We start from the raw sequence: 16,640 nt of genomic DNA, 5'->3' as shown, positions 1-16,640 counted from the left end.
TCTATTCGTCAAGTGCTCTAGATTGAGAACTGACAAGTCCAGAAGGTCTCCATTGTAAAAATGCGATAATTAGCATAAATACCAGCACTTTCCCGATTGTAGCAGAAGTGAAGAATTCAAAGACGGTATTGAAAAATCCAATTCCAAATGCACCAACCACTGCTCCCACAAGAGCACCAACTCCGCCAACCACTACTACCATAAACGCATCGATAATATAATATGTACCAATGGTTGGACCAATTGGACCTAATAAGGTTAAGGCACAGCCCGCAATACCAGCAAAACCTGAACCAATCGCAAAAGTCGCTAAATCCACCCTTCTTGTTTGAACACCTAAGCATTCTGCCATTTGTCTATTTTGCATAACAGCACGAACTCTTCTACCATTAGTCGTTCGATAAAAATAAAGAAAAATTGCAACAAGACATAAGATTGAAAGACTTAAAATAAAAAGGCGTGAGTATGGCAAAACAAGCGTACCTATCGTAAGTCCACCATTTAAAAAACTAGGACTCTGTACACCAACATTAGGTGCACCAAAGATCGATCTTGCTAATTGTTGAAGCATTAAACCAACACCATATGTTGCCAATAAGCTATCTAAAGGACGTTTATATAAAAATCGAATCAACGATACCTCTAGTAAAATACCGAATCCTGCAGCAATAAAAAAAGCGATAGGAATGGATAACAAAAAGTAAAGATCAAAAAATGGTTCAGGGACATACTTTAAAAAAAGAGATTGAATCACATATGTTACATATGCCCCAATCATAATTAACTCTCCATGAGCCATGTTAATAACCTTCATTAAACCGAAGGTAACGGCAAGCCCTAGAGCAATTAATAATAAAATGGAACCAAGGCTTAATCCATTGAAAAGGGTTAATATTGTACCACTCATATCCTTGCTCCTTTCTACAAAACAATTTTGATAGTTATAATTTCTAAAGATTGAAAAAAAAGTAGATAGAGGCTATTCAAACCTCTATCTAATTTAGTTCGTTCAACAAGTACCTTATGTTATAAATCTTTAAAAATATGAATCTAATAAAATGATTACTGACCTAAGCTTTCAGCTAACCCGCTTGCCCAATCAAATCCCTTTAGGAATGGATCCGGTTTTACTGGTTCACCTGAATTCCATAACTCTTTAATTTGTCCATCCTCCTGTACTTCACCAATTCTTACAGTCTTATAAACATGCTGGTTTTCACCGTCAACCTTTACAAGACCACCTGGTGCCTGGAATTCTAATTCCTTAGCAGCTTCTTTTACAGCATCCACATCTGTTGTTCCAGCTTTTTCTACTGCAGCAGCCCATAAATAAACTCCAAAATAACCGGCTTCAATTGGATCTGCTGTTACACGATCTTCTCCATAAGCTGCTTTGTAGGCTGCGACAAACTCACTGTTTTCAGGAGTTTCAGTCGATTGATAGTAGTTCCAGCTCGTTAAATGACCTGCAATCACATCTGCACCAATCCCTCGGACTTCTTCTTCAGCAACACTAACTGAAAGCACAGTAATATCTTCTGACGTAATACCTGCATCCTTTAATTGTTTAAAAAATGCAACATTACTATCACCATTTAACGTATTGAAAATCACATCTGGTTTTTCACTTTTTATTTTCGCAATAACAGTGTTATAGTCTGTATGCCCTAGTGGTGTATATTCCTCACCCACTAAATCTGCATCCGCATCTTCAAGTTGTGCTTTAATTGCTGCATTTGCTGTTCTTGGGAATACATAATCTGATCCTAATAAGTAGAATTTTGTACCACGATTTTCTAGTAACCAATCAACAGCAGGTACAATTTGTTGGTTTGGAGCTGCACCTGTGTAAAAGATGTTTGGAGAGCTTTCCATCCCTTCATATTGAACTGGGTACCATAGTAACCCATTACTTTCTTCTACCACCGGAAGCATGGCTTTACGGCTTGCAGACGTCCAGCCACCAAAAATGGTTGCAACCTTATCTTGCTGTAATAATTTCTTCGCTTTCTCTGCAAATGTAGGCCAATCTGATGCGCCATCCTCAATAACCGGCTTAATTTGCTTACCCAAAACGCCTCCGTTTGCATTAATTTCTTTTATTGCTAATAATTCTGCATCATGTACAGATGTTTCACTGATCGCCATGGTGCCACTTAAAGAATGCAAGATTCCTACTTCAATCACATCTTCTTGTGAATCAGAAGAACCTTCAGTTGATCCCGAGCTTCCCTCTTCCGGAGCAGATGCACCATTACTACCTGAACACGCTGAAATGATCGTTGTAAAAGCTACCATTAGTAAAAAAAGATAAAACTGTTTTACTTTCATTTTTTCAACCCCCATTTTTATATGTAAAATTTTCTGACAATTCAATGATACCAACCTTACAAACGTTGTTCCATTACCATGTGAGGTAATATAACATAGTTTTTATTTTCCCCAAAAACCAAAAAGCACTTGATGCCTAATTAGACAACAAGTGCTTTTTCTTACAACCTCTTAACCTCAACCTTAAGAAATCCATAACTTAAACAAACCTTCTGAGATTCCTAAATTATACATATAATAAACTCCAAATGCGGCACTTATAATTCCTGTAGCCTGAATAAACCGCCTATTAATAGTTGCCTTCCTTGACGATAAAATAAACGGAATTCCAAGAATGGTAGTAAAGCATAGCATCCCTACTACTGTTCCCACACCAAAAATCCCAATATAAAGGGCACCTTCCCAAATCGAGCTTACCGTACTCATCGTTAAAATAATCATAGCAGAGCTTCCTGCTAAACCGTGAATAACCCCCATAAACAGAGACTTCCCGTATGAAACTTCCTTGTTTCCTTGTTTATTCATTGCCCCTTCGTGATCCTTATGTTTTTTAGCCATAAAGGATGCTACCCCGAAGTAGACAAGCATGATCCCAACCAAAAACTCTAGTGACATCGACCATACTTCCGGGATCTCTCCCTTTAGTAAAATAATCGTAATCCCCACAATAAATAATGTCGCCGTGTGGCCAATCCCCCAAAATACTCCTGTTAAAGACGATCTTAAAAGCCTTTGACTTTGACTCGCAATCGTAGACACAGCGATCACATGATCCGGCTCAATCGCATGCTTTATACCTAGAAATAAGCCAATCCACAAAATAGACAACAACCCTACATCTTCCATGATAATCCCCCAATAATTAAGACCTTTTTAAGCATTCTCTGATGTTTTTTAATATTTCCGCCAAAGAATTGATTCCTTATTTAATAACACACGCCTGCTGTACGTCTGGGCTTCTGCTATGATTGCTTCAATGATTCCAGAATGATTGGCTAATACTCGCAGAATCCCCCCTTGATCAGGTACTGCTGATAATCCTAAATGAACATCAGAAAAGGTTTCAATAAGATGAGAATAAAGCTTATCTAAAAACTTTTTATTCACCTGCTCATGAATGAGGATGAATGTTCCTATATGAGTATATCCTTCCATTTGCATAATTCCGTTCATTTGATGATCAGGCTCTAATAAAAGATGATCAAATAACACGAGCTGTCCATCTCTAAAAATCTTAAGTTTGGACCGAATCCAATCATATTTAAAAAAACTCCCATCTTTTGCCCAGCCAGGAGTAATGATATCGCTATATAAAAAACACGAATCACTTTCTATTTCAACCTCTGTTTCTTGTATAAACCGAGCGTCTTCATACGCAATCAAAGGATCTGGAATGTACTCTAGTACACTTCCAAATCCAAGTTTTATTTTTGTTTGCTGACGTACAGGTTCAGTAGGAGTTTTATACACCTTTGTTGACGATTGTGTAGTAACCAGGAGATGAGCACTGTCATCTACCTGTATTTGAGTGAAATAAGAATCTCCATTAACATACCCTCCACCCACATGAATGAGATAGATAGAAGGCGAATCTCCCTCTAGGTAGATTGGACGCGCTATTTTTAAAGCACCCTCATAATAGCACGATGAGATAATCGTTTTTTCATTCTTTTTAGAGGCGAATAGATCTAAAACTCCTGTGTAGCTCATGAACCCAATCCCATTAATAATGCGTTCTTTTTAATCCAATCAACGACCTTATCTAAACCAGTTCCATCCTTCAAATTCGTGAAAATATATGCTTTTTCTCCTCTCGCTGCAATCGTATCGCTTTCCATAATCTCTAGACTTGCGCCCACATACGGAGCTAAATCAATCTTATTAATAATAAATAAATCTGATTTAATCATCCCCTGCCCACCTTTTCTAGGGATTTTCTCCCCTTGGGCAACATCTATGATATATATGGAAAAGTCAACCAACTCCGGACTAAAGGTTGCGGCTAAATTATCTCCACCACTTTCCACAAAAATCAATTCTAAATCCGAATGCAGTTCCATTAGCTCATCAATAGCCGCAAAGTTCATAGATGCATCCTCACGAATAGCTGTATGAGGACATCCGCCAGTTTCCACACCAATCACACGGTCCTCAGGCAATACTCCATTTTTAATTAGAAAATTCGCATCTTCTTTTGTATAAATATCATTTGTCACAACCGCCATACTCAGCTCTTCATTCATTGCTCTCGTTAATTTTTCGACTAGCATTGTTTTACCGGCCCCAACTGGACCACCAACTCCAATTCGTATCGGTTCCATCTTCTTCTCTCCTTCATAACGTTTATTTAAGACATAAATAATCGTACAGGCAGCCTCTCATGACGCATTTGCGCAATTTCCAAGCCCGGACTTACCGCACCTAAATCATCCTTTGTTAGTGTCATAATTCTATTTTTGGCCTCGTGAATCTTCACTTGCATTTCGACCAATAGCTTTTGACCATCTGTTTGACCTAGTGGCACACCTCGAACGGCGTTTTGAATAAGTGATGACACAGAGGCAAATAGGTAGGCTGAGAGAATTTTCTCCTTATCTATTTGCAAGTGATGGGCCACAAACGCAAACACAAGTGCCGAATGACCGTAGCCCTGTTTATTTTTTATAGAATGGAAATACTCCCCTAAGGTAGTTGAAGAGTATAAATCCATACACAGCTTCGCCATTCGTTCCCCAATTCTGCGATTACCCTCTCTTGTTTCCTTCGCAAGACTCGATACAAACAATAGACGATCAATTTCGAGCAGCTCATTCATATCTCTGCTAGATTCCAAGATTTCATATGATAGTCTACAAGCAAGTCCATCTGAGAAGACTAATTGTTTATCCACAAAGGTAGAAATCGCAGTTTTAAAGCTGTCCTTATCTACAATCACTTGCTCTTGAATATATGTTTCTAATCCAAATGAGTGCGAAAATGCACCAGAAGGAAAATTAGAATCACATAATTGTAGTAAAGGCATTAAATCATTATCCATGACTATGTCCTATATGACGAAACGCCTGACCCACTTTTCTATTTTCTCGTTTATAAGGTACCTTTACCTGTTTAAGTAATTCCTCGACAAGGTAATCATACTGAACCAACATTTCATCACCTTCAAATTGGGCTGGAAGATGGCGATTTCCTAACTGATGTGCAATATCACCCATTTGTCCAATCGAAGTTGGCATGATTACCAGCACATCATCCTCTTTCACCGAAATAACAATCATATTTTTTTCATCCATATGAAGAATATCACCATCAACCAAATCTTTATTATCCTTTAGACGAATTCCAATTTCTCTCCCATGGTCTGTAACAACTCGTTGGATTCTTTTGACCAATAAATCACTTTCCAAATAAACACGTTCAACATGCGGAGTTCTTTTTTCCATTGTCGATACATTACCTAGCACTTTTTCAATGATCATTTTATCCACCTCAAAATAAGAAATAACGCTGGGCCATCGGAACAACCTCAGCAGGTTCACATGTAATTAATTCCCCATCCACACGAACTTCGTATGTTTGCGGATCTACTTCAATATTTGGTGTTGCATCATTAAATATCATTGATTTTTTGGATATGTTCCGTATTCCTGAAACACACTTTATTTCTTTTTGAAGTCCTAACTTCTTATGAACACCGTTTTCGTATGCAGCCTTAGAAACGAATGTGATGGATGTTCGATACTTCAAGCTTCCATGACTCGCAAACATCGGGCGATATAAGACAGGCTGAGGAGTAGGAATACTCGCGTTTAGATCACCCATTATACTATGAGCAATCATCCCACCTTTTAGAATAAGATCTGGTTTCACCCCAAAAAAGGCTGGATCCCACAAAACTAAATCTGCAAATTTACCAACCTCCACTGATCCCACATATTCCGAAATACCATGTACAATCGCTGGGTTAATGGTGTATTTGGCAATATATCTTTTCACCCGAAAGTTATCTCCTACTGAGAGGTCCTCTTGCAGCTTGCCTCGTTGCTTCTTCATTTTATCGGCTGTTTGCCACGTACGGGAAATCACCTCACCCACACGTCCCATTGCCTGCGAGTCTGATGAAATCATACTGAACACACCTAGATCATGTAATATATCTTCAGCGGCAATGGTTTCCTTTCTAATTCTTGAATCCGCAAAAGCAACGTCCTCCGGTACACTCGGATCCAAGTGATGACAAACCATCAGCATGTCTAGGTGTTCTTCAAGTGTGTTTACTGTAAATGGACGGGTTGGATTTGTAGATGAAGGAAGAATATTTGAATATCCAGCGGCTTTAATAATATCAGGAGCATGTCCACCTCCAGCACCCTCAGTATGGTAGGTATGGATCACCCGACCATCAATAGCAGCCAAGGTATCTTCCACAAACCCTCCTTCATTTAAAGTGTCTGTGTGGATAGCCACTTGAATATCAAATTGATCCGCTACTTTTAAACTAGTATCAATCGTTGCGGCAGTTGTTCCCCAATCTTCGTGAAGCTTTAAGCCAATAGCTCCTGCTTCTATCTGTTCAATAAGAGGTTTTTCATCTGAAGAATTTCCCTTGCCTAAAAATCCTAGGTTCATAGGGTATTCTTCTGCAGCAAGAAGCATCCCATGAATATTCCATGGCCCCGGTGTACAAGTGGTTGCATTAGTGCCTGTTGCAGGACCTGTACCTCCACCTAACATGGTCGTGATTCCTGAGGAAAGGGCCGTCTCAATCTGCCCAGGAGCAATGAAATGAATATGAGCATCAATCCCACCCGCAGTTACTATTTTTCCCTCTGCAGCAATTACTTCCGTAGAAGCACCAATAACAATATCAACATTATCCATCAATAACGGGTTTCCCGCTTTACCTATAGCAGCGATATAACCATCCTTCACACCAATATCAGCTTTATAAATGCCTGTATAATCGAGAATAATGGCATTGGTGAATACTAAATCGACACTCTCGGCTCTAGTTGCTAAGGGATGCTGCCCCATTCCATCCCGGATCACCTTGCCACCGCCAAACTTCACTTCGTCTCCATATGTTGTATAATCTTTTTCGATCTCAATAAATAGTTCGGTATCTGCCAAACGGACGGCATCCCCAACTGTTGGGCCAAACATATCAGCATACTGCTTTCTCGACATTTTAAAGCTCATTAGTCTACCTCCTAACTACCGAACCATTTGTTTGGTTATTTAAACCGTAGACCTTTTGTTCGCCCGAAAACGGAACAAGCTCTACTTCCTTTTGATCACCAGGCTCAAAACGTACAGCAGTACCAGCAGGAATATTAATGTGCATTCCAAAAGCTTGTTCACGGTCAAAGTGTAAACCTGAATTGACTTCAAAGAAATGAAAATGCGATCCTATTTGAATCGGGCGGTCTCCTCTATTGAGAACTTGGATTTTCTTCGATTGTTTGTTTTCGTTGCATACAATCACTTCTTTTTTCAACACATACTCACCAGGGATCATTCGCTACTCCTCCTCTTATTAACGTATGGGGTCATGTACCGTCACAAGCTTTGTCCCATCTGGAAAAGTTGCCTCCACCTGAATATCATGAATCATTTCAGGAATACCCTCCATTACATCTTCCCTCGATAAAATCGTGGCACCATACTGCATTAACTGAGCCACAGTCTTCCCGTCTCGCGCACCTTCAAGGACTTCATATGTAATAATTGCGACAGCTTCTGGATAATTAAGCTTCAACCCTCTCTTTTGCCTACGCCGTGCTAAATCAGCCGCTACAACCACCATCAATTTCTCCATTTCCCGCGAAGTAAGCTTCATTTATCTCACCCTTTCATTCAACAGCTCCCCCATTCGCACATTAGTTAACATGCGACGTGAGGAAAGTTAACATATAAATAAGGTAACATATGTTGGATTTTTTTACAATATTTTAAAAAATAAAAAAACGAGACCCAGGGACGAGTAGGGCTGGTATATAACTCAAAAAAACTTTACCCTCTTGGTCATACGAATTCTCAGATTACGAAGAATGTGTATCCCTAAGTTATCCAAGAAAATAAAAAAAGAAGCCTCCCAAAAGTTCAGTGAACTTGTGAAAAGCTTCTTTTTCTATATTATAAGCATACCAATCAAACCAAATGCTATCTTATTTATTATTCACTTTTTCCTAATCTGCCGCAAATTTCCCCAGACCTCCATCGGTTAGTGGATGCTTAGAAAGCTGCTCAATGACACTATAAAGAACCATTGCAATGTGAGCACCAGACATAGCTACAGGAGTTACATAATCGGGATGTCGATCAGAAGCCGCAATAATTTGTGAGTCTAAGTTTTGAATGCGGATTACTTCAGCGACCTTGGTTATTATTTGTACCCTCTTCAGAAATATATCAATTGCCTAAAAATGGGGAAACATATGGGCCTTCATTAAGCTGCTCTTCCACATTTATATTAAGGAATAACCGTTAGGCGATTCAACCTTTGATATACTTTTTACAACACCCTTTTCAACCAGAACTGTACGATCTGCCAATGCAGCCGCATCTGCTTGATCGTGGGTGACAAAAATTGACGTACTTTTTGTTTGTTTGAGGATTTCCTTCAGTTCACTTCTAATTTTCATTTGAAGACTTCCATCTAGATTACTGAAAGGTTCATCAAAAAGTAATAGAGAAGGTGCTGGAGCTAAAGCTCGCGCAAGTGCCACCCTTTGCTGTTGTCCCCCACTTAGTTCATATGGATATCGTTTTTTATAATCCAAAAGGTTCACTAGCTCCAACATTTCGTTTAATCTTTCCTGCTTTTGCTTTCTCTTCATATGACGAAGACCAAATTTTATATTATTTTCAACCGTCATATGTGGAAAAAGAGCATAGTCTTGAAAAACCATACCTATTCCCCTTTTCTCTGGTGGAATGAAAGTATGCCCATCAACCATTTTCTGACCATTGATTACTATCACACCAGACTTAGGTGTTTCTAATCCTGCAAGTAATCTTAATATTGTACTTTTTCCACTACCACTCTCACCAAGAATTGCGATGATTTCCCCTTGATTTAAATGTAGAGAAAAGTTATTGATAGCTGGCTGACTTGCACTTCCATATTGATAGACGAGATTTTCAATTTGTACAAACATTTAATTATGCTCCCCTCGATCAAGTACTTTATGAAAAATAAAGATACAAATCCCGCTAACTAAAATGATTAATAATGATGCAGATGCAGCTTCACTGATCATTTCGTCATTGGCGTAGCGAAAAGCTCTTGTAGCTAGAGTCTGAAAATTAAATGGCTGAAGTAACATCGTTAATGGTAATTCTTTTAAAATATCAACAAAGACAAGAATAAATCCACCAATAATGGCCCCCTTCACCATAGGAATGTCTACCTTTAAAAAAGTACGAAATGTTGAGAAACCAAGAGTTCTTGATGCTTCTGTAAAAGTAGTACCAACTTTTTCAAAACCGGCTTCAATCGAATTATAACCAACTGCTAAGAAGCGAATTACATAAGCAGTAATAAGCATCACGATACTCGTGCGCAACACAAAGGTTGTATCGAAACCAAGCTGCTTAAATAGAGTCCCAAGATTACGGTCTATCATTAGAAAAATAGAAATAACGCCAATTGCTATAACTGCACCAGGGACTGAATAGCCTAAAACTGTCACTCTTGAAAGAACTTTAGGTAACCCCCCCCTGTGAATACGTGAGTAATTAGCTATGATTAACCCTACTTTAACAATGATTATTGCAGCTATTGAAGCAGCAAGAAGGGAATTTTTGACTAGTGTATAAAATTCTGTTGTTAAGATTCTCTCATATGTCATTAACATCCAAAAGATTAATTGTACAAATGGGATAAGGAATGCAAGACTAAAAATAGTAAAACAATAACTAAAAGCAAACCAGGCTTTTACCCCTTTTAACTGCTTTGGCTGAATAGGTCTAACTTTTGTTGTGGAATAACTAAATTGCTTTCGACCACGTATGACCTTTTCAATTATTAATATGAAAATAACAACGACCATCAATGTTCCTGCTAATTTAAAGGCAGAGTCTTTATCTCCCATTGCAAACCAAGTCTGAAAGATTGATGTAATAAATGTTTGAATGCCATAATATTTTACAACCCCATAATCATTAATTACTTCTAACATAACAATTGTTGCACTACCAAAGATGGCTGACTTGGAAATAGGTAGTACCACTCTAACAAACGTTTCAAAAGAATTTGCTCCTAGCAATCGAGCGTTTTCAATAATGGAGGAAGATTGATTTTCAATAAAACTTTTTGTAATGACATAAACGTATGGAAAGAGAAACATTGTAAAGATAAAAATCGTACCTTCCATTGACATCATACTGAAATATTTTTGATCTACTTGAAGCTCAAAGGTGTTGCGAAGGATTGATTGAATAAATCCTGTATAATTAACCATCCCTTGATAAGTATATGCACCAATAAAAGGTGGTATCGCTAGAGGCAATATTAAACCCCATCTAAAAAAGTTTCGAAGCGGGAACTTATAAACCGTAACCATCCAGGCTAAACTGGTGCCAATAATGATTGTTGTAAATCCAGTAAAAACTAATAAAATGGCCGTATTATAAAAAATATCAAAAAGTAAATATTCTTTTATATGAAACCAGTTCTCATTTGACTCTCCAAAAAAATGAATTGCAATGAGGATATTAGGTAATAGAATAATAGAAATAAAAACGAAACTTAATATTGCCCACATATTTATTTGTGTTTTTACTTGTTGAACGAATTTCATGACTACACATCCCTACATTAATACAAAACCATTCCACTGGGCTCCTACCATTTAAGTATACAGAATACTTAATTGCAAGTGAATATCATTCTCAAAAAAAAGAAAAAAGAAAAAGAAAAGCTGTACTATAAAATATATAGCACAGCTTCTTTATAATAAATTATTTCCACCCTACTTCATTAAGCAGTTGAATTGCACGACTATTGTTATCTCCAAGGATTGTTAAGTTAATATCTTGCTCCTTAAACTCCCCCCAAGAAGTTAAAGTTTCGGAAATTGCTGCTTCTGTATTTACTGGATATTCATTGTTTCCTTCAGCAAATAGCTCTTGTGATTCTACACTTGTTAGGAATTCGATAAACTTAACTGCATTATCTACATTCTTTGCATGTTTAACTACTGTTGCACCACTAATGTTAATGTGTGTTCCATTAGTTTCTTGATTCGGGAAGAAAACTCCGACTTGTTCTCCAACTTTTACTTCTTCTGGGTCAGTAGAGTTTAATAGTCTTCCAACATAATAAGTATTTGAAATTGCAACATCACCTTCACCAGCAACAACAGCTTTAATTTGATCTGTATCTCCACCCTCTGGTGTTCTTGCCATATTAGCTACTATTCCAGCCGCCCAATTTTTTGCCGCTTCTTCACCATTTAATTCGATAAATGAAGATAATAGAGATTGATTATAAATGTTTTCAGAAGAACGAATTAGTATACGCTCTTTCCAAGTATCTTCAGTTAATGCTTCATATGTTGAAAGCTCAGATGGATTAACTCGATCCTTTGAATAAACAATTACACGAGCACGTTTTGTTAAACCAAACCAATGGTTTTCATCATCACGAAGCTTTTCTGGAATATTTGTTGTTAATACTTCACTTTCAATCGCTTGAGTTAACCCATCAGCCTTTAAACGGGCTAGATTACCAGCATCTGCAGTAATAAATACATCTGCTTCTGTTGCTTCTCCTTCATCCTTTAAGCGCTGAACAAGCTCATCTTTACCTGAAATTACGTTTACCTCAATTCCAGTTTCCTCAGTGAATTTTTTGTAGAGCTCTTCATCTATATCATAGTGTCTTGTAGTATATAAGTTTACAACACCCGCTTCTTCTTCACTTGTTGCTTGTTCTGTTGTTTCCTCTGTTTTTTCTTCTTCTTTTGCTTGGTTGCACCCTACCAATCCAAGAACCAAGACAGATAGAAGTAGTGAAAATAATATTATCTTTAAGTGCTTCATTTTGTTTTTCCCCCTTAAATTTATGTAATTTCACCTACAAAGAGAATGAAAATCATTCTCACTAGTATATAAATATGATATTAATAATGATAATCATTGTCAATAACTATTGTGAAAATAATTATTATTTTATTCATGTGATTATCAAGAGCGTTCAAAACCAAATAGCTAGATTACTACATTATATAATCGAGTATTTGTATGCTCCTATCCAAACAAATTTTATTTGGGACTTATATGTATGCCTTCACTTTCTCGCCAATCTGCGTAGAGTATACTCTTTACATTATTATACCCATTGATAGTTAATTTGTTATCTAACCACTGTTGATTAAATCCGAGTTCATGTAAATTATCCAATAAAATTTCCCCATCTATAATTAACGATGTTGGGAGGTCTACTGAACTTTCTGGAAGATTAAGATCTTGCTTTTCTGGTTTTTGATACTTGGATTTTAATAATATACTTATTTGCCCATTTGCTTCCAATATACCGTATTTGACTTCACGAACTGAAAAAACATTATTTTGTCGAAGTATACTCAAAACTTGATTTACATCCAATTTGTTCTTTTTAAGTAACTTTCGATCCATGACACCATCCCGAATGATGATGTTAGGATCCCCTAATAAGAGAGAACGTGTTGTTTTATTTTTTAGAGTTATAAACTCTATTCCCAACATAAGAACCGTCCACAATCCGATAGCATATAAAAAATGAAAAATCCTTACCCTATCTTCATAAATGGTATTTCCTAAAAAATCACCTAGTACTAAAACAAAAACTAAGTGAAACGGACGGATTAACCCCCGAATTTTGGACAATAACTCTCTTATTCTTTCATTTCCTCAGTTTTTTATTTTATAGATTTCTTTCATTATTCTTCAAAAAGGCCATGTTGCTTGACATGGAGCCTCTGCGGGCATGATTCTCCTGCCAAGAAGCCAGCTGTTTTACAACATTGGCATCGCCGAACGAGGCTATCATGCCCGCCACTCCAAATCAAGCTGATGCTTTGAATGAATACATCCATTACACCCGAACCTCCTTGATCACCAATGAATCTTGTTTTTGATAGAATTCCTTTGGTGACAAATCTAGTATACTAGAATGCATACGTCTCTCGTTGTAGAACTCCATAAAATTCATGACTTCTTGATATGCTTCTGTGTAGGTTTCAAACTGCCATCTGGATAGGCAATCGTCCTCAAAAATGCGATGGAAAGACTCAATATGAGCATTCATATTTGGTGTTCTTGGTGGAATTCTTTCGTGCTCAATTTTGGAATCTTCACAAAACTTTTCAAAAGTATGGGAAATAAACTGCGGTCCATTGTCTGTTCGGATTACAGGTTTTTCCAATTCATCATATTGTTGGCGTTTTAATAATGCCCTTTTCAGTGTCTGTTTGACATCATCTCCAGTGCAGCTTAATCCCATATGATAGGTAATGATGCCCCTGTCATAAACATCGATGATGGACATGACAAAGAAAAAGCGATCCTCACCTTCGATAAAGCCATATTTAATGTCAGCTTCCCATAGCTGATTAGATCTTGTAATAATGCGATTTCTTGCTAGTTTCCTAGGGTATGAGACTTTCTTTTGGCGCTGTGGGCGTAAGATGCCCAATTCTTTACAAATCCGGTATACTTTTTTCTTGTTAATTTTAAGTTTGTATTTTCGCCTTAAGACCTTAGTGAGTTTGCGATAACCATAGTTATAGCAATCACCGGCAATCTCTTCTAGTAGAAATTCTTTAATCTGTTCGTCTGATATCTTTTGACCGTCCTCTTGGATCGAATAACCTGGTGCTGGACGTCCCTCACTTACTTTTTTCTCCTCAACACGATAATTCTTTTGATAATAGTATGTGGATCGAGGAATACCTATGATTTTAAGCACCTTTGAAATCGAGTAGCCTTTTTGAATCCATTTGTTAGCTACTTCATGCTTTTCAGCAAGTGAGGGTTTTTCTTTTTTATAAGATCCCTCAGGATCGCTATTTCAAGGTCTTTTTCACCTAATAACATTTTAAGTTTTTCATTTTCTTTGGATAATTCTTTGGAGTCTATATCTGGCAGCACAGCCACATCTACTTCACCAAATTTACCATCTTTGTATTCACGAACCCAGCGACTAACCATATTGGGATTCAGATCATACCGGCGAGCTACAAGGGTATTCTTCCCTGTGTCTTGGGCTTCCTTGATGACTTGTAATTTAAATTCTTTAGAATGTTTTATTCGTTTCATGATGTCAGCCTCCTTGGTACATTAAGCAGTATAATAAATATTACTCTTATTGTCCAAGTTCATTTTGGGGCTTATGAGCGGAGTTAACTGATAGATGGATGTTCTGCCTGTTATGATAATGATAAAAAATAAGGTAACAAAACCTACGATCGTTTTGATAGTCAGTAAACCAATATTAACTTCTTCCAAATTTTCTTCCTCCAAATAAAATTTTAATTAGTTGTAAGATCTTTAAGTTTAGATAAAGAAAGTAATTTTACAAAACAACTAAGTTTCTTATAGAATGTCTCGTTTAACGAGTTTAGCCATATACCCTAAGGTACAACTAAAAAAACGACTAATATCAACCATTCCCAAATTAAAAACTCACATTCTTTAGCCAACTATTTAATTCAAAAAGGTACAGTTTATCTTCTAATAAACGTATTTCCTTAAGATTCAATTAGATTATCTTTTGATACCACCTCAATAATTAATTTAAAAGGTAACAGATATTTATGATTTTAAACTTTTTACTACCTTTTTAGCATTACCCTTTTCTGTGAAAATAAATATGGGTTTAAACAAGATCAGTTGTGTTAATGATATTATTAATGCAATTTTTGCAATAGGAAAGCAGAGGTACCTAAATTTATGGTATCTCGAATATCTTTTTTAACTTTTGTCTATACTGCTAATTTATGTTGACTCATGGTAGGGTTCTTTGTTCTTTAGCATGTGATAGATGATTGTAAGCATTCGATGTCCAATGGCAACGAGTGCTTTTTTCTTTCCTCTTCTTGCAGCTAGTGACCAATATTTAGCGGATAACCTGGTGTTTTTACTTCGTGATGCTGCCCACGCAGCTTCGCAAAGTGCTGACTTAATATGAGGGTTTCCTTTCACCGTCCGTGTGCTTTTTCTTTTCCCTGCACTTTCATGATTTCCTGGTGATAGTCCTGCCCAGGAAGCAATATGTTTGGAAGTAGGAAATTGTTCCATATTTACTCCGATTTCTGCAATTATTGTAGCTGCTGTATCTTTTTTAATACCTGTCATCGTGACAATGATATCCACTTCTTCTTTGTAGTCTTTTAAGATTTCATCTATCCTTTTTTCAATATCTGATATTAACTCTTCTAGATAGACAATGTGCATCCAAGATTGTTTGATAAGAAATAATTGGTGGTCATTTATCGTACCAAACAAGGAGTCCGTAATTGACTGTTTTTTATGAGCCATTCGACCATGAATTCTTTGTTCAACGTCTTTTTGATCTAAGTAACCATTAGACATTAGTTGTTCTAAAAGTTTCCTGCCGGAAACTCCAAATACATCTGAAATTACTGTACTTAATTTGATATTTGAAGTCTCAAGTACCTTTTGGATTCGATTCTTTTCAGATGTCATATGACCAATCCATTTCTTGCGGAGACGAGTTAGATCCCTTAGATTTCTTATGTCCTCTGGAGGAACAAAGCTCTTCTCTATTAATCCATGTCTTAATAATTTGGCAATCCATTCTGCATCTGACACATCTGTCTTTCTACCGGGAACGTTTTTGATTCTTTGTGCGTTTGCCAAGGTAATATCAAAAAAATCTTCTAAGATGTTATAAACAGGTTTCCAGTAAACGCCAGTGCTTTCCATCGCAATATGAGTTACCTGTTTTTCTTCTAACCACTTTAGAAGCCGAAACAAGTCTTTAGTCATAGTAGGAAATGTTTCAGTTTCTTTTACCAGGTCTGCCTCTGATTCACCCATTAGGACACAGGCTACAATAGTCTCTGAGTGAACATCCAAGCCAGCACACCGTTTGTACAATGTTTCCATTTGTTCAACCTTCCAGAATTATATTCCACAAACAGTGGAATGAATTTGAAATTAAGCATTTTTCTGTTCGTAGTCATCTCTCATAGGAGAGAGCTAACAATGGGTTGTGCACCAAATTCATTCCAACAGTTTTTTGTACAGGGTAAGACCACCAATAAGAGCCACGTCATATACTCACTGTTTGTGGTATCTACATT

At 37.0% G+C, this 16,640-nt stretch carries 18 protein-coding genes and 1 pseudogene; all 19 read right to left on the bottom strand.

The window, feature by feature from the left end:
- Position 1: 1 nt before the first annotated feature.
- Entirely contained in the window at positions 2–907 is a 906-nt protein-coding gene (gene urtB, locus MKX65_RS01635) for an urea ABC transporter permease subunit UrtB (protein WP_340901945.1), read from the bottom strand.
- Between the two features lie 155 nt (positions 908–1,062).
- Positions 1,063–2,331 (bottom strand): urea ABC transporter substrate-binding protein, encoded by a 1,269-nt coding sequence (gene urtA / locus MKX65_RS01630; RefSeq protein WP_340901944.1) that lies wholly within the window; start codon positions 2,329–2,331, stop codon positions 1,063–1,065.
- A gap of 183 nt (positions 2,332–2,514) precedes the next feature.
- Complete coding sequence (locus tag MKX65_RS01625) at positions 2,515–3,177, bottom strand: urease accessory protein UreH domain-containing protein (protein ID WP_340901943.1); 663 nt, start codon at positions 3,175–3,177, stop codon at positions 2,515–2,517.
- Positions 3,178–3,225: 48 nt separating this feature from the next.
- A complete protein-coding gene (locus MKX65_RS01620) occupies positions 3,226–4,041 on the bottom strand; it encodes an urease accessory protein UreD (RefSeq protein ID WP_340901942.1) in 816 nt (271 codons plus the stop codon).
- A complete protein-coding gene (gene ureG / locus MKX65_RS01615; protein ID WP_340901940.1) occupies positions 4,038–4,652 on the bottom strand; it encodes an urease accessory protein UreG in 615 nt (204 codons plus the stop codon). Before ureG ends, MKX65_RS01620 begins: the two co-directional genes overlap by 4 nt.
- 26 nt (positions 4,653–4,678) lie before the next feature.
- A complete protein-coding gene (locus MKX65_RS01610; protein WP_340901939.1) occupies positions 4,679–5,368 on the bottom strand; it encodes an urease accessory protein UreF in 690 nt (229 codons plus the stop codon).
- A complete protein-coding gene (ureE, locus tag MKX65_RS01605) occupies positions 5,361–5,807 on the bottom strand; it encodes an urease accessory protein UreE (protein WP_160549458.1) in 447 nt (148 codons plus the stop codon). The genes MKX65_RS01610 and ureE overlap by 8 nt, the downstream gene beginning before the upstream one ends.
- A gap of 10 nt (positions 5,808–5,817) precedes the next feature.
- On the bottom strand, positions 5,818–7,527 hold the full coding sequence (gene ureC / locus MKX65_RS01600) for an urease subunit alpha (RefSeq protein ID WP_160549460.1): 1,710 nt from the start codon (positions 7,525–7,527) through the stop codon (positions 5,818–5,820).
- Positions 7,528–7,531: 4 nt separating this feature from the next.
- On the bottom strand, positions 7,532–7,846 hold the full coding sequence (locus MKX65_RS01595) for an urease subunit beta (RefSeq protein ID WP_340901936.1): 315 nt from the start codon (positions 7,844–7,846) through the stop codon (positions 7,532–7,534).
- An 18-nt stretch (positions 7,847–7,864) separates the two neighbouring features.
- Positions 7,865–8,167: an urease subunit gamma gene (locus MKX65_RS01590; protein ID WP_160549463.1), complete on the bottom strand. Its 303-nt coding sequence runs from the start codon at positions 8,165–8,167 to the stop codon at positions 7,865–7,867.
- A 349-nt stretch (positions 8,168–8,516) separates the two neighbouring features.
- Positions 8,517–8,766: pseudogene (locus tag MKX65_RS01585) on the bottom strand (fructose-6-phosphate aldolase); the annotation flags it as partial.
- A 29-nt stretch (positions 8,767–8,795) separates the two neighbouring features.
- On the bottom strand, positions 8,796–9,488 hold the full coding sequence (locus MKX65_RS01580; RefSeq protein ID WP_160549856.1) for an ATP-binding cassette domain-containing protein: 693 nt from the start codon (positions 9,486–9,488) through the stop codon (positions 8,796–8,798).
- The gene (locus MKX65_RS01575) at positions 9,489–11,132 is read right to left on the bottom strand and encodes an ABC transporter permease subunit (protein ID WP_160549857.1); all 1,644 of its coding nucleotides are present in this window, start codon (positions 11,130–11,132) and stop codon (positions 9,489–9,491) included.
- 160 nt (positions 11,133–11,292) lie between these two features.
- On the bottom strand, positions 11,293–12,375 hold the full coding sequence (locus MKX65_RS01570; RefSeq protein ID WP_160549858.1) for an extracellular solute-binding protein: 1,083 nt from the start codon (positions 12,373–12,375) through the stop codon (positions 11,293–11,295).
- A gap of 222 nt (positions 12,376–12,597) precedes the next feature.
- A complete protein-coding gene (locus MKX65_RS01565) occupies positions 12,598–13,200 on the bottom strand; it encodes a DUF421 domain-containing protein (protein WP_340901930.1) in 603 nt (200 codons plus the stop codon).
- A gap of 37 nt (positions 13,201–13,237) precedes the next feature.
- The gene (locus MKX65_RS01560) at positions 13,238–13,363 is read right to left on the bottom strand and encodes a hypothetical protein (RefSeq protein WP_263479876.1); all 126 of its coding nucleotides are present in this window, start codon (positions 13,361–13,363) and stop codon (positions 13,238–13,240) included.
- A 45-nt stretch (positions 13,364–13,408) separates the two neighbouring features.
- The gene (locus tag MKX65_RS01555) at positions 13,409–14,308 is read right to left on the bottom strand and encodes an IS3 family transposase (RefSeq protein WP_040344397.1); all 900 of its coding nucleotides are present in this window, start codon (positions 14,306–14,308) and stop codon (positions 13,409–13,411) included.
- Positions 14,309–14,319: 11 nt separating this feature from the next.
- Positions 14,320–14,631: a transposase gene (locus MKX65_RS26985; RefSeq protein ID WP_016205489.1), complete on the bottom strand. Its 312-nt coding sequence runs from the start codon at positions 14,629–14,631 to the stop codon at positions 14,320–14,322.
- A 678-nt stretch (positions 14,632–15,309) separates the two neighbouring features.
- Positions 15,310–16,443: an IS110 family transposase gene (locus tag MKX65_RS01550; RefSeq protein WP_160549954.1), complete on the bottom strand. Its 1,134-nt coding sequence runs from the start codon at positions 16,441–16,443 to the stop codon at positions 15,310–15,312.
- Positions 16,444–16,640 lie beyond the last annotated feature (197 nt).

This window comes from Robertmurraya sp. FSL R5-0851 (genome assembly GCF_038002965.1).
Classification (GTDB): Bacteria; Bacillota; Bacilli; order Bacillales; family Cytobacillaceae; genus Robertmurraya_A; species Robertmurraya_A beringensis.
The sequence above is the reverse complement of the archived record's forward strand: the minus strand, read 5'-3'. Positions and strand labels throughout refer to the sequence as shown.

What these genes read in the sequence shown, in the direction of transcription:
- urtB (WP_340901945.1), bottom strand. Translation starts at nt 907, where the DNA reads ATGAGTGGTACAATATTAACCCTTTTCAATGGATTAAGCCTTGGTTCC.
- MKX65_RS01575 (WP_160549857.1), bottom strand. Translation starts at nt 11,132, where the DNA reads ATGAAATTCGTTCAACAAGTAAAAACACAAATAAATATGTGGGCAATA.
- MKX65_RS01620 (WP_340901942.1), bottom strand. Translation starts at nt 4,041, where the DNA reads ATGAGCTACACAGGAGTTTTAGATCTATTCGCCTCTAAAAAGAATGAA.
- urtA (WP_340901944.1), bottom strand. Translation starts at nt 2,331, where the DNA reads ATGAAAGTAAAACAGTTTTATCTTTTTTTACTAATGGTAGCTTTTACA.
- ureC (WP_160549460.1), bottom strand. Translation starts at nt 7,527, where the DNA reads ATGAGCTTTAAAATGTCGAGAAAGCAGTATGCTGATATGTTTGGCCCA.
- MKX65_RS01550 (WP_160549954.1), bottom strand. Translation starts at nt 16,443, where the DNA reads ATGGAAACATTGTACAAACGGTGTGCTGGCTTGGATGTTCACTCAGAG.
- MKX65_RS01560 (WP_263479876.1), bottom strand. Translation starts at nt 13,363, where the DNA reads ATGATAGCCTCGTTCGGCGATGCCAATGTTGTAAAACAGCTGGCTTCT.
- MKX65_RS01595 (WP_340901936.1), bottom strand. Translation starts at nt 7,846, where the DNA reads ATGATCCCTGGTGAGTATGTGTTGAAAAAAGAAGTGATTGTATGCAAC.
- MKX65_RS26985 (WP_016205489.1), bottom strand. Translation starts at nt 14,631, where the DNA reads ATGAAACGAATAAAACATTCTAAAGAATTTAAATTACAAGTCATCAAG.
- MKX65_RS01580 (WP_160549856.1), bottom strand. Translation starts at nt 9,488, where the DNA reads ATGTTTGTACAAATTGAAAATCTCGTCTATCAATATGGAAGTGCAAGT.
- MKX65_RS01590 (WP_160549463.1), bottom strand. Translation starts at nt 8,167, where the DNA reads ATGAAGCTTACTTCGCGGGAAATGGAGAAATTGATGGTGGTTGTAGCG.
- ureG (WP_340901940.1), bottom strand. Translation starts at nt 4,652, where the DNA reads ATGGAACCGATACGAATTGGAGTTGGTGGTCCAGTTGGGGCCGGTAAA.
- MKX65_RS01625 (WP_340901943.1), bottom strand. Translation starts at nt 3,177, where the DNA reads ATGGAAGATGTAGGGTTGTTGTCTATTTTGTGGATTGGCTTATTTCTA.
- MKX65_RS01570 (WP_160549858.1), bottom strand. Translation starts at nt 12,375, where the DNA reads ATGAAGCACTTAAAGATAATATTATTTTCACTACTTCTATCTGTCTTG.
- MKX65_RS01610 (WP_340901939.1), bottom strand. Translation starts at nt 5,368, where the DNA reads ATGGATAATGATTTAATGCCTTTACTACAATTATGTGATTCTAATTTT.
- ureE (WP_160549458.1), bottom strand. Translation starts at nt 5,807, where the DNA reads ATGATCATTGAAAAAGTGCTAGGTAATGTATCGACAATGGAAAAAAGA.